Source organism: Streptomyces sp. NPDC047453 (assembly GCF_040643155.1).
Classification (GTDB): Bacteria; Actinomycetota; Actinomycetes; order Streptomycetales; family Streptomycetaceae; genus Streptomyces.
The window spans coordinates 1-12,579 of sequence record NZ_JBEYTS010000005.1 but is presented as its reverse complement, the minus strand read 5'-3'; the positions used below and the strand labels follow the sequence as shown (position 1 = coordinate 12,579).

Here is a 12,579-nt window from a genome sequence, read left to right as displayed (position 1 = left end):
TTCAGCCAAGCTGGGGCTCGATTCCATATCTCTCCAGGGCCGTCGATATCAAGGTAATTGACTGATTTTGTACCCGGTCGTGACCGGATCCGACGTGTTCGAGATCCCGTCAGGGGACGTTCACGCAGGTCAGCGAAGTGTGACAGAAGGTGTGTCTGGGACGTTTCATACCGCGACACGGTGGAGTGGCCTGGTGGAGAGTCGTCGCGGCCCGCTCAAGAGTGCGGTACCGTCCATCGTCGTGAGCCTTGTACGTCGCTGTTCGCGCACCGCTTGCGGCCGTCCCGCCGTAGCGACGCTGACGTACGTCTACGCCGACTCGACCGCTGTCCTCGGCCCGCTCGCCACCTACGCCGAACCCCACTGTTACGACCTGTGCGCCGAGCATTCCGAGCGCCTCACCGCGCCCCGCGGCTGGGAGGTCGTCCGGCTCCTCGACGGCTCGGCTCCCGCGCGGCCCAGCGGTGACGATCTGGAAGCGCTTGCCAACGCCGTGCGCGAGGCGGCCAGGCCCCAGGAACGAGCGGCCGAGGCCGGTGGCGGCGCACGTACCGCGGACCCGATGGAGGTGGCCCGCCGCGGCCATCTGCGCGTGCTCCGCTCGCCCGACAACTGACACCGGGCAGCCGCGAAATCCTTCCGCCACTCGCGGCCCTCGCCTCCGCCGCCTTCTGTTCGCATGCCGACGGTAGTTTGTGGTGACCGATAGGACCTCAGAAGGGCTGGCCGTGGCTGCTGATCTGTCGCAGATCGTGAAGGCGTACGACGTACGCGGGGTGGTCCCGGACCAGTGGGACGAGCCGCTGGCCGAACTCTTCGGGGCGGCCTTCGCCCAGGTCACCGGCGCCGAAGCCCTCGTGACCGGCCACGACATGAGGCCCTCCTCGCCCGGCCTGGCCCGGGCCTTCGCCCGCGGCGCGGCACGGTATGGCGCCGACGTCACCGGGATCGGCCTGTGCTCGACGGACCAGCTGTACTACGCCTCCGGCGCCCTGGACCTGCCCGGCGCGATGTTCACGGCCTCGCACAACCCGGCCAGGTACAACGGCATCAAGATGTGCCGCGCGGGCGCGGCCCCCATTGGCCAGGACTCCGGGCTGGTGGAGATCCGCGAACTGGTCGAGCGGTGGCTCGCCTCGGGCGCCCCCGAGCCGGCCGCCCGGCAGGGGACGATCAGCCGGCGCGACACGTTGCACGACTACGCGGCGTACCTGCGCTCCCTCGTCGACCTGGAGTCCCTCCGCCCCCTGAAGGTCGTTGTCGACGCGGGCAACGGCATGGGCGGCCACACCGTCCCGACCGTCTTCGACGGCCTGCCGGTCGACCTCGTCCCGATGTACTTCGAACTGGACGGTACCTTCCCCAACCACGAGGCCAACCCCCTGGACCCGGCCAACCTCGTCGACCTCCAGAAGCGGGTCCGCGCGGAGGGCGCCGACCTCGGCATCGCCTTCGACGGCGACGCCGACCGCTGCTTCGTGATCGACGAGCGCGGCGAGCCGGTCTCCCCGTCCGCGATCACCGCGCTGGTCGCCGCCCGCGAGCTGGCGAAGAACGGCGGCAAGGGCGTGATCATCCACAACCTCATCACCTCCTGGTCGGTCCCGGAGGTCGTCGAGGAGAACGGCGGCACGCCCGCCCGCACCCGCGTGGGCCACTCCTTCATCAAGGCCGAGATGGCGAGGACCGGGGCGATCTTCGGCGGCGAGCACTCCGCGCACTACTACTTCAAGGACTTCTGGAACGCCGACACCGGCATGCTGGCCGCCTTGCACGTCCTCGCGGCCCTGGGCGGCCAGGACGGCCCCCTGTCGGCCCTCGTCGCCCAGTACGACCGCTATGCCGGTTCCGGCGAGATCAACTCCACGGTCGACGACCAGACCGCCCGCCTCGCCGCCATCAGGTCGGCCTACACCGACCGCGCGGACGTCACCCTCGACGAACTCGACGGCCTCACCGTCACCGCCGCCGACTGGTGGTTCAACGTCCGCCCGTCCAACACCGAACCGCTGCTGCGGCTGAACGCCGAGGCCCGCGACGAGGCGACGATGGCCAAGGTGCGGGACGAGGCCCTGGCGATCATCCGGGGCTGAGTGGCCGTCCACCCCCATCAGGGCGGCGCCCCGGCGTGCGGGCCACGGCCCGACCCCGCCACGCCGCCCCCACCGGCGGTACCCTGACCAGGCACGTCCGTACGACCGCACCGACGCACCCACGCCGCCCGCCCGAAGGGAAACCCCATGCCGCTCGAAGCCGGCCTTCTGGAGATCCTCGCCTGCCCGGCCTGCCACGCCCCTCTCAAGGAGCAGGACACCGAGCTGGTCTGCACCGGGCAGGACTGCGGTCTGGCGTACCCCGTCCGCGACGGCATCCCCGTCCTGCTCGTCGACGAGGCCCGTCGCCCAGCGTGACGCAGACCCGTCCGGAAGAGGCCCACCGCCTCGCCCGGACGGGTTCCGCTGTCCGCATGAAGACGACCCGGCGCTCGGTGCCCGATCGGGAGGCTGCCGCCCATGCTCGACGAATCGCTGCTCGACGCCCCGGAGGGGCTCGCCCAGGCCGACCGCCGCGGACTGCTCCGCGGCGCGGCCGAGGCCGGCGCCCGCGTCCGGACCGCCGCCCGGAACGCCGTTGAGGCGGGCGTGAGCGGCCTCAGGCCCGACGGCCGCCCCCGCGCCGTCCTGATCGCCGGCCCCGGCGCCGCCGCCACCCACGCGGCCGACCTGCTCGGCACGCTCGCCGGCGCCGGCAGCCCCGTCACCCGGCTGGCGCCCACGGGCGTGGCCTCCGCGGCCGGCGCCCTGCGCTGGGAACTGCCCGGCTGGGCCGGCTCCGTCGACCTGCTGCTGATCGCCACCCCGGACGGCACCGAGCCGAGCCTCTCCCTGCTCGCCGAGCAGGCCTACCGGCGCGGCTGCACGGTCGTCGCCGTGGCCCCCGCGGGGACCCCGCTCGCCGAGGCCCTCGAGGGCGCCCGCGGCCTGTTCATCCCCATGGCCACGGCCCCCTACGACCACGGCGAACCCCTCGCCGGATCCGCCCCGGGCGTCCTGTGGGCGCTGCTCACGCCGTTGCTGGCACTCCTGGACCGCGTGGGCCTGCTCACCGCCCCACCCGACTCCCTGGAGAAGGTCGCCAACCGGCTGGACCACATCGCCGAGCGCTGCGGACCCGCCATCGTCACCTACAGCAACCCGGCCAAGACCCTCGCCGCCGAACTCGCCGACGCGCTGCCGGTCATCTGGACCGAGGGCGCCTCCGCGGGCCCCGCGGGACGCCGGTTCGCCGCCGGGCTCGCCGAACTGTCCGGCATCCCCGCGATCGTCGCCGAACTGCCCGAAGCCCTCGCCGCGCACACCGCGCTGCTCGCCGGTCCGCTGGCCGCCAGCGCCGACCCGGACGACTTCTTCCGCGACCGCGTCGAGGAGCGGCCCGCCCTGCACGCGCGCGTGGTGCTGCTGCGCGACCGCCCGCTCGGCGGCCTGACGGCAGCCCCGGCCGCCCGGGACCTGGCTCTCAGCCACGACACGCCGATCAGCGAACTGGAGCCGGACCCCGGCGACGAGATCGAGACCCTCGCGGAGCTGATCGCCGTCACGGATTTCACCGCCGTTTACCTGGCGCTCGCCTCCCGCACCTGATCTGTCCTTGAGCGCAGACGAGAACAGCCGAGAACAGCTGAGAACGCCGAGAACAGCCCAGAACCGCAGAGAGAAGCGCATGGACCGCCTCGACAACACGATCCGCCCCTACGCCTGGGGTTCCACCACCGCCATCCCGCACCTGCTGGGTGTCGAACCGAGCGGCGAACCCCAGGCGGAGCTGTGGATGGGGGCCCATCCGGGCGCACCCTCGCGCACCGCACGCGGCACCCTCGCCGAGGTCATCAAGGCCGGCCCGGAGGAGGAACTGGGCGCCAAGGCGGTCGCGAAGTTCGGCCCGCACCTGCCCTTCCTGCTCAAGATCCTCGCCGCCGGCGCCCCGCTCTCCCTCCAGGTCCACCCCGACCTGGCACAGGCCAAGGAGGGATACGCCGACGAGGAGCGCCGAGGCGTCCCCGCCGACGCCCCGCACCGCAACTACAAGGACGCCAACCACAAGCCCGAACTGGTCTGCGCGCTCACCGAGTTCGACGGCCTGTGTGGTTTCCGCGCGCCGAGCCGGGCCGCCGAACTGCTCGACGCCCTCGGTGTCGACTCCCTCAAGCCGTACGTCGACGTGCTGCGCGCCCGCCCCGAGGAAGCCGCCCTGCGCGAGGTCCTCACCGCCCTCCTCACCGCCGACCGCGAGGAGATGGCCGCGACGGTCGCCGCGGCCGCGGCCGCCTGCGCCCGCCTCGGCGGCGACCACGCCCCCTACGCCGGCATCGCCCGCCACTACCCGGGCGACCCGGGGGTGCTGGCCGCGATGCTCCTCAACCACTTCCGCCTCAAGCCGGGCGAGGCGGTCTTCCTCGGCGCCGGCATCCCGCACGCCTACCTCAACGGCCTGGGCGTGGAGATCATGGCCAACTCCGACAACGTCCTGCGCTGCGGCCTGACCCCCAAGCACGTCGACGTCCCCGAACTCCTGCGCATCGTCCGCTTCGAGGCCCGCGACCCCGGCATCCTGTGCCCGGAGGCCGGCCCGGACGGCGAGGAGGTCTACGACACCCCCGTCGACGAGTTCCGCCTGTCCCGCTACGTCCTGCCCGAGGGCACCGACGCCGTCCGCGACCTCACCCTCGACACCCCGCAGATCCTGCTCTGCACGGCCGGCTCCGTCGGGGCCGGCGAACAGGAACTCGCCCCGGGGCAGTCGGTGTTCGTCCCGGCCGGCGAAAAGACCGAAGCGTCCGGCACCGGCACCCTGTTCCGGGCCACCGTCGTCGTCTGACCGCGCGGGCGGCGGCCCAACCGGCCGCCGCCCGGGTAACCGCCGCCGAACCGGGCTGCGACAATGACCCACCGGCCGAGGACGGGCCAAGGCCGCAAGCGAGTACGACGGCGAAGGGACAACGCGAACAGATGAGCGCGTCAGGCGGCACCAGGGCGATCATGGCGGCACTCGGCGCCAACCTCGCCATCGCGATAGCCAAGTTCGTGGCATTCGCCTTCAGCGGCTCCTCGTCGATGCTCGCCGAGGGCGTGCACTCCCTCGCCGACTCCGGCAACCAGTTCCTGCTGCTGATCGGCGGCAAGCGGGCCCAGCGCGAGGCGACCCCGCAGCACCCCTTCGGCTACGGCCGCGAACGGTACGTCTACGCCTTCCTCGTCTCCATCGTCCTGTTCTCCATCGGTGGCATGTTCGCCATCTACGAGGGCATCGAGAAGATCCGCAACCCGCACGAACTGGAGCACTGGTACTGGCCGGTGGGCGTCCTCGTCTTCGCGATCGTCGCCGAGGGCTTCTCCTTCCGCACGGCCGTCAAGGAGGCCGACCAACTGCGCGGCAAGCTCTCCTGGCCGCAGTTCATCCGCCGCGCCAAGGCCCCCGAACTGCCGGTCGTGCTCCTGGAGGACTTCGGCGCGCTGATCGGTCTCGTCCTCGCCCTCGGCGGCGTGGGCCTCGCCCTGCTCACCGGCGACGGGATCTGGGACGGCATCGGCACGGTCTGCATCGGCGCCCTGCTCGTGCTGATCGCCCTCGTCCTGGCCGCCGAGACCAAGTCCCTGCTGCTCGGCGAGGCCGCCGGCACCGATGTGGTCCGGCAGATCGAGACCGCCATGGTCGACGGCGACACCGTCACCGGCGTCATCCACATGCGCACGCTCCACCTCGGCCCCGAGGAACTGCTCATCGCCGCCAAGATCGGCGTGCAGCACGACGACACGGCCGCCGAGATCGCCGCCGCCATCAACGCCGCCGAGGCCCGCATCCGCGCCGCCGTCCCCATCGCCCGCGTCATCTACCTGGAACCGGACATCTACAGCGAGGCCGAGGCGGCCAAGGGCCCGGACCGCGAGGCCACCCCCGGCGGACCCGCCCCGCACCCCACGGGCCACTGACCCGGGCCGGCCCCGGCAACGATCACGAGGCCTCGCGCACGGCCCGGTGTGTCCGGACACGGACTGTGGGCCGTCGTGCCTCGCGGTGTAGCTTGGGACGGAGCCAGACGTCGCTGCTGATGGCGGTCGGGCGGCCCGAGAAGGGGCCGACCGAGGGAGAGAGGGCCTCCGACGGACTGCGCTGCGCGCACGCGGGCATGCCTGTGTCCTCTTCGGGCACCCCTGTGTCCGCCGCCGCGCAGGTCAGCCGTACCCACCTCGCCCCAACCCCGAGGAGCAGCACCCCATGACGACTGTCGAGAACCGACAGGACTTCAAGGTCGCCGACCTGTCCCTGGCCGAGTTCGGCCGCAAGGAGATCTCCCTCGCCGAGCACGAGATGCCGGGCCTGATGGCGATCCGTGCGGAGTACGCCGAGCAGCAGCCGCTCAAGGGCGCCCGCATCACCGGCTCCCTGCACATGACCGTGCAGACAGCCGTCCTGATCGAGACTCTGACGGCCCTCGGCGCGCGGGTCCGCTGGGCGTCCTGCAACATCTTCTCCACGCAGGACCACGCGGCCGCCGCCATCGCCGTCGGCCTCAACGGCACCCCCGACGACCCGCAGGGCATTCCGGTGTTCGCCTGGAAGGGCGAGACCCTCCAGGAGTACTGGTGGTGCACCGAGCAGGCGCTGACCTGGCCGGACAGCCCCACCGGCGGCCCGAACATGATCCTGGACGACGGCGGCGACGCCACCCTGCTGGTCCACAACGGCGTCGAGTACGAGAAGGACGGCAAGGTCCCCTCGCCCGACACGGCCGAGTCCGACGAGCATCGTGTCATCCTCGAGCTGCTGACCCGCACCCTGGGCGAGAACCCGCAGAAGTGGACCCAGCTGGCCTCCGAGATCCGGGGCGTCACCGAGGAGACCACCACCGGCGTGCACCGCCTGTACGAGATGCAGCGCGAGGGCACCCTCCTGTTCCCGGCGATCAACGTCAACGACTCGGTCACCAAGTCGAAGTTCGACAACAAGTACGGCTGCCGGCACTCCCTGGTCGACGGCATCAACCGCGCCACCGACGTCCTGATCGGCGGCAAGACCGCGGTCGTGTGCGGCTACGGCGACGTGGGCAAGGGCTGCGCGGAGTCCCTGCGCGGCCAGGGCGCCCGCGTGATCATCACCGAGATCGACCCGATCTGCGCCCTCCAGGCGGCGATGGACGGCTACCAGGTCACCACGCTGGACGATGTCGTCGAGACGGCCGACATCTTCGTCACCACCACCGGCAACAAGGACATCATCCTTGCCTCCGACATGGCGAAGATGAAGCACCAGGCGATCGTCGGCAACATCGGCCACTTCGACAACGAGATCGACATGGCCGGCCTCGCCAAGATCCCCGGCATCGTCAAGGACGAGGTCAAGCCGCAGGTCCACACCTGGACCTTCCCGGACGGCAAGAAGATCATCGTGCTGTCCGAGGGCCGCCTGCTGAACCTGGGCAACGCCACCGGTCACCCGTCGTTCGTGATGTCCAACTCCTTCGCGGACCAGACCCTGGCCCAGATCGAGCTGTTCACCAAGCCCGACGAGTACCCGACCGGCGTCTACGTGCTGCCCAAGCACCTCGACGAGAAGGTCGCCCGCCTCCACCTGGACGCCCTCGGCGTCAAGCTCACCACACTGCGTCCCGAGCAGGCCGCGTACATCGGCGTGGAGGTCGACGGCCCGTTCAAGTCGGACCACTACCGCTACTGACCGCCGCCGAGCCGCACCCGCGTCTCAGCCAGGTCCTTCGAGGCAGGCCCCCGCACCCCCGTGTCGGGGGCCTGCCCCTTTCAACCGGACCGGTGACTTCGACCGGAACGGCGGCCGTCACGCCCGCCTGCCCGAAGCGCCGAGGCGGCCGGACCACCCCGTCACACCCCAGGACCCCCATGCCCCGCGGCCGTTATTCGCTTCACGATCCGCACGATCACACCCCCCTCGCGGAAGAGCACTTCCACTGCGCCCCCGGCCCCTCCGGCTGGCGCTACGTATCCCAGCTGACCACCCCCTCGGGCGCTCATCACGGCTCCGTCGACCTGGCCCTCGACGACCTCGGCCGCCCCATCCGCCTCGAACTCCACGCGGGAGGTTGGCAGGTGCGCGGTGCCGCCCTCGACGGCGTCACCTGGGTCCGCACCGACCCCACCGGCATCCATGCCACCGAAGGCACTGTGCGCGCCCACGCCTTCACCGGCACATCCCCCGCGTTCCTCATCGCCACCGCCCGTCTCCTGCGCCTCGCCCCCTCCGTCTCCGCGACCCGCGTCCGCCTCGTGGCCTTCACGGATCCGGTCCTCGCCCCCCGCACCGTGGACCAGTCCTGGGCTCTGGTGGAAAGAGAAGCACACGTCACTGACAACGGCCCGCTGACCGTGGACGAATACCAGGTCACAGCCTTGGACACGGGCGAACAGCACACCGTGCACATCGCAGGGGACGTGGTTCTGGCGGCCCCCGGCATCGAGCTGGAGGACCTTCAGTCACCCCCGTCGGTCTTCGACTCCTGAGCCTGCGGGGTGGAGAAGACCGGGAGAGGGTGAAGGAGATGGATGGACCCGGACCGGCCGACGCGTCAGGCCGGCGGCACGAACCCGGTGCCGGGACGCTCGGTCCGCGAAGTGTCCTCGGAGGCCGCGTGCTGCTGCGGGACATCTGTGGACGGGGCAACCCAGGAAGCGGTGTCCTGGGGCACGGCAGGTGAAGCCTCCGCGGCGGACATGGGAGTCCCCGACTGCTCGCCGACGCCGTACGCCGGCGGCTGTGGCACGCCGTAGGCCGACGGTTGCGGCGCCGGGAAGCCGGGAGCACCGGGCGCCGCGCCGGACCCGGCGACCGGGACGCCGGCCTCTCCGGTGGACGAACCGGCCGCGGAGCCGCCGAACGCGCGCCGGGCTTCACGCGCCTGCCGCTCCTGCAACACGGCCGCCAGATACATGGCCGGCGGAACCTCGCGCGGCGCCGGAGTCCCGGTGCGGGCGGCGAGATCGGCGGCGAGCCGTTCGGCCATGCTCCAGCCGACCTGCGGATCCAGATACTGCATCCGCGTCAGGTACTGCCGGACCGCCAGCCACAGCCCGTCGGGAACCGCCGACAGATCGAGCGCCGAGAAACGCCCCGCCACCCAGGGCGGTGGTGGAGGTACCGCGGTCGCCTGCCCGGCCGGCACCCGCTCCCGCACGACCAGGGTGCCCGCGAACACGTCACCCAGCCGGCGCCCCCGCGCCGACACCAGCGAGGCGATACAGGCGACGACCCCGGACGTCAGCAGAATCTCGACCACACCGATCGCCCCACGCACAAGCGCGTGCCGGAACCGGATCGGCCCGCCGTCGTCCCGGACCACCCGCAGCCCGCATGCCATCTTCCCGAGCGACCGTCCGTGGCTGAGCGTCTCCACGGCTATCGGCCCGCCCACCAGCACGAGCAGGAATGTCGCGATCGACACCGCGACCCGCGCGGCCTCGTCCAGGGAAGCCGTGGACGCCATGAGAGCCAAGGACACGACGATGTAGACCATCACCGTCACGACGAGGTCGAGCAGCACCGCCAGTGCCCTGCTGGGCAGCCTCGCCGGGCGCACCTCCAGCGCCACGGCCTCACCCGTCACCAGCTCACTCACGCCCGTCGTCCTTCCCCTGGCCTGCCCCGAGAACGGCCAGTCTGCCAAGCTGAGGGCGACCGCGCCGCAGTAGGACAAGTTGACACAGCCGACGAGTTGTCGAACAACCAGCCGAGGAGCAGGCAGACACGATGGACCTGGACGTCTTCGTCTCCGCCCACCGAGCGAAATGGGACCGCCTCGACACCCTGCTCCGCCGCCGACGCCGGCTCACCGGCACGGAGGCCGACGAGCTCGTCGCCCTCTACCAGCGCACCGCCACCCACCTCTCCCTGATCCAGTCCAGCGCACCCGACCCGCAGCTGACGGGCCGGCTCAGCCAGCTCGTGGCAGCCGCGCGCAGTGCCGTGACCGGGACCCGCCGCGCCTTGTGGCGGGACGTCACCCACTTCCTACTGAAGGGCTTCCCCGCGGCGGTCTACCGGGCCCGCCACTGGTGGGTTCCCACCGCGCTCCTGTCCACCGTCGTCGCGGCGCTCCTGGGATGGTGGATCGGTACCCACCCCGAGGTACAGGCCGCGATCGCGGCCCCGAACGAGCTGCGGCAGCTCACCCGCCCCGGCGGCGAGTACGAGACCTATTACTCCAGCCACCCCGCGGCCGCCTTCGCTGCCCAGGTCTGGACGAACAACGCCCAGGCCGCCGCGATGTGCCTGGTCCTGGGCGTCTTCTTGGGACTGCCGGTCCTGTGGATCCTCTTCCAGAACATGCTCAACCTCGGTGTGGGCATCGGCCTGATGTCCTCGGCCGGCCGGCTCGACACCTTCCTCGGCCTTGTTCTCCCGCACGGTCTGCTCGAACTGACGGCGGTCTTCGTCGCCGCCGGTACCGGGCTGCGCCTCGGCTGGACGGTCATCGATCCCGGCCCCCGCTCCCGCCGTACCGCTCTCGCCGAAGAAGGCCGAGCCGCGCTGGGCATGGCGATCGGTCTGGCTCTCGTCCTCTTCGTCTCGGGAGCCATCGAAGGCTTCGTCACGCCGTCTGGCCTGCCCACCTGGGCCCGCATAGGCATCGGGATCGTCGCTGAGCTGGCCTTCCTGGCCTACGTCTACGTCCTCGGCGGTCGAGCGGCCCGGGCCGGCGGTACGGGGGACGTTGCGCCGACCGAGCGAAGCACGACCGTGCCGACGGCCGCCTGATGTGCGTCTGGGCCCGCCGAGCTGCTACTCTCCTCTTCGCCGCACCGGAACCGTTGACACGGGTCGGGTGGGGAGGTAGATTCAAACAGTTGCCCGGAGATGGACACGGTCCACGAGGGTGACAGTGAGCATCTATCAGCTTCTACTCATGTCGACGAGATCGATCATGAAGAAGCCTCTCCCGATAAATCGGAAACGAGGGCCGGTCAGACCGGCTCAAAAGTTCTGATAAAGTCGGAACCGCCGGAAAGGGAAACGCGAGAGCGGAAACCTGGAAAGCACCGAGGAAATCGGATCGGAAAAAGATCTGATAGAGTCGGAAACACCGAAGGGAAGCGCCCGGAGGAAAGCCCGAGAGGGTGAGTACGAAGGAAGCGTCCGTTCCTTGAGAACTCAACAGCGTGCCAAAAGTCAACGCCAGATATGTTGATACCCCGTCTCCAGCAATCTGCTGGGACGAGGTTCCTTTGAAAAACACAGCGAGGACGCTGTGAACCGAGGGGATTATTCCTCCTCTTGGTTCCGCTCTCGTGGTGTTCGCCCCGATTACGGGGAAGCATTCACGGAGAGTTTGATCCTGGCTCAGGACGAACGCTGGCGGCGTGCTTAACACATGCAAGTCGAACGATGAACCACTTCGGTGGGGATTAGTGGCGAACGGGTGAGTAACACGTGGGCAATCTGCCCTGCACTCTGGGACAAGCCCTGGAAACGGGGTCTAATACCGGATACGAGTTTCACAGGCATCTGTGATTCTGGAAAGCTCCGGCGGTGCAGGATGAGCCCGCGGCCTATCAGCTTGTTGGTGAGGTAACGGCTCACCAAGGCGACGACGGGTAGCCGGCCTGAGAGGGCGACCGGCCACACTGGGACTGAGACACGGCCCAGACTCCTACGGGAGGCAGCAGTGGGGAATATTGCACAATGGGCGAAAGCCTGATGCAGCGACGCCGCGTGAGGGATGACGGCCTTCGGGTTGTAAACCTCTTTCAGCAGGGAAGAAGCGAGAGTGACGGTACCTGCAGAAGAAGCGCCGGCTAACTACGTGCCAGCAGCCGCGGTAATACGTAGGGCGCAAGCGTTGTCCGGAATTATTGGGCGTAAAGAGCTCGTAGGCGGCTTGTCGCGTCGGTTGTGAAAGCCCGGGGCTTAACCCCGGGTCTGCAGTCGATACGGGCAGGCTAGAGTTCGGTAGGGGAGATCGGAATTCCTGGTGTAGCGGTGAAATGCGCAGATATCAGGAGGAACACCGGTGGCGAAGGCGGATCTCTGGGCCGATACTGACGCTGAGGAGCGAAAGCGTGGGGAGCGAACAGGATTAGATACCCTGGTAGTCCACGCCGTAAACGGTGGGCACTAGGTGTGGGCGACATTCCACGTCGTCCGTGCCGCAGCTAACGCATTAAGTGCCCCGCCTGGGGAGTACGGCCGCAAGGCTAAAACTCAAAGGAATTGACGGGGGCCCGCACAAGCGGCGGAGCATGTGGCTTAATTCGACGCAACGCGAAGAACCTTACCAAGGCTTGACATACACCGGAAAGCATTAGAGATAGTGCCCCCCTTGTGGTCGGTGTACAGGTGGTGCATGGCTGTCGTCAGCTCGTGTCGTGAGATGTTGGGTTAAGTCCCGCAACGAGCGCAACCCTTGTCCCGTGTTGCCAGCAGGCCCTTGTGGTGCTGGGGACTCACGGGAGACCGCCGGGGTCAACTCGGAGGAAGGTGGGGACGACGTCAAGTCATCATGCCCCTTATGTCTTGGGCTGCACACGTGCTACAATGGCCGGTACAATGAGCTGCGAT

Annotated in this window: 10 protein-coding genes and 1 rRNA gene; 10 read left to right on the top strand and 1 reads right to left on the bottom strand. The window is 69.7% G+C overall.

Features of this window, described 5'->3' with window-relative positions; translation table 11 throughout:
* Positions 1–193: 193 nt before the first annotated feature.
* From ABZ818_RS06825 to ABZ818_RS06790, 8 genes are all read left to right on the top strand, one after another.
* Entirely contained in the window at positions 194–616 is a 423-nt protein-coding gene (locus ABZ818_RS06825) for a DUF3499 domain-containing protein (RefSeq protein ID WP_141360459.1), read from the top strand.
* A 112-nt stretch (positions 617–728) separates the two neighbouring features.
* Positions 729–2,093: a phosphomannomutase/phosphoglucomutase gene (locus tag ABZ818_RS06820; RefSeq protein WP_361411691.1), complete on the top strand. Its 1,365-nt coding sequence runs from the start codon at positions 729–731 to the stop codon at positions 2,091–2,093.
* A 147-nt stretch (positions 2,094–2,240) separates the two neighbouring features.
* Entirely contained in the window at positions 2,241–2,411 is a 171-nt protein-coding gene (locus ABZ818_RS06815; protein WP_141360461.1) for a Trm112 family protein, read from the top strand.
* Positions 2,412–2,513: 102 nt separating this feature from the next.
* On the top strand, positions 2,514–3,641 hold the full coding sequence (locus ABZ818_RS06810; RefSeq protein WP_361411689.1) for an SIS domain-containing protein: 1,128 nt from the start codon (positions 2,514–2,516) through the stop codon (positions 3,639–3,641).
* A 79-nt stretch (positions 3,642–3,720) separates the two neighbouring features.
* The gene (manA, locus tag ABZ818_RS06805) at positions 3,721–4,875 is read left to right on the top strand and encodes a mannose-6-phosphate isomerase, class I (RefSeq protein WP_361411687.1); all 1,155 of its coding nucleotides are present in this window, start codon (positions 3,721–3,723) and stop codon (positions 4,873–4,875) included.
* A gap of 131 nt (positions 4,876–5,006) precedes the next feature.
* Positions 5,007–5,987 (top strand): cation diffusion facilitator family transporter, encoded by a 981-nt coding sequence (locus ABZ818_RS06800; protein WP_361411685.1) that lies wholly within the window; start codon positions 5,007–5,009, stop codon positions 5,985–5,987.
* Between the two features lie 286 nt (positions 5,988–6,273).
* Positions 6,274–7,731, top strand: coding sequence for an adenosylhomocysteinase (ahcY, locus tag ABZ818_RS06795; protein ID WP_361411683.1), 1,458 nt, complete (start codon positions 6,274–6,276; stop codon positions 7,729–7,731).
* Between the two features lie 179 nt (positions 7,732–7,910).
* Complete coding sequence (locus ABZ818_RS06790; protein WP_361411681.1) at positions 7,911–8,528, top strand: hypothetical protein; 618 nt, start codon at positions 7,911–7,913, stop codon at positions 8,526–8,528.
* Positions 8,529–8,593: 65 nt separating this feature from the next.
* Here the strand turns inward: ABZ818_RS06790 and ABZ818_RS06785 are convergent, their stop codons facing one another.
* The gene (locus ABZ818_RS06785; RefSeq protein WP_361411679.1) at positions 8,594–9,640 is read right to left on the bottom strand and encodes an RDD family protein; all 1,047 of its coding nucleotides are present in this window, start codon (positions 9,638–9,640) and stop codon (positions 8,594–8,596) included.
* Positions 9,641–9,771: 131 nt separating this feature from the next.
* Here ABZ818_RS06785 and ABZ818_RS06780 point away from each other — a divergent pair, with 131 nt between their 5' ends.
* Together ABZ818_RS06780 and ABZ818_RS06775 are read left to right on the top strand one after the other, a co-directional pair.
* Positions 9,772–10,779 (top strand): stage II sporulation protein M, encoded by a 1,008-nt coding sequence (locus ABZ818_RS06780; RefSeq protein WP_361411677.1) that lies wholly within the window; start codon positions 9,772–9,774, stop codon positions 10,777–10,779.
* Between the two features lie 559 nt (positions 10,780–11,338).
* Positions 11,339–12,579: ribosomal RNA gene (locus ABZ818_RS06775) — 16S ribosomal RNA — on the top strand; the annotation flags it as partial.

Excerpts from the sequence above, each read along its gene's own strand:
- ABZ818_RS06815 (WP_141360461.1), top strand. The coding sequence starts at position 2,241 with ATGCCGCTCGAAGCCGGCCTTCTGGAGATCCTCGCCTGCCCGGCCTGC.
- manA (WP_361411687.1), top strand. The coding sequence starts at position 3,721 with ATGGACCGCCTCGACAACACGATCCGCCCCTACGCCTGGGGTTCCACC.
- ABZ818_RS06780 (WP_361411677.1), top strand. The coding sequence starts at position 9,772 with ATGGACCTGGACGTCTTCGTCTCCGCCCACCGAGCGAAATGGGACCGC.
- ABZ818_RS06810 (WP_361411689.1), top strand. The coding sequence starts at position 2,514 with ATGCTCGACGAATCGCTGCTCGACGCCCCGGAGGGGCTCGCCCAGGCC.
- ABZ818_RS06790 (WP_361411681.1), top strand. The coding sequence starts at position 7,911 with ATGCCCCGCGGCCGTTATTCGCTTCACGATCCGCACGATCACACCCCC.
- ahcY (WP_361411683.1), top strand. The coding sequence starts at position 6,274 with ATGACGACTGTCGAGAACCGACAGGACTTCAAGGTCGCCGACCTGTCC.
- ABZ818_RS06800 (WP_361411685.1), top strand. The coding sequence starts at position 5,007 with ATGAGCGCGTCAGGCGGCACCAGGGCGATCATGGCGGCACTCGGCGCC.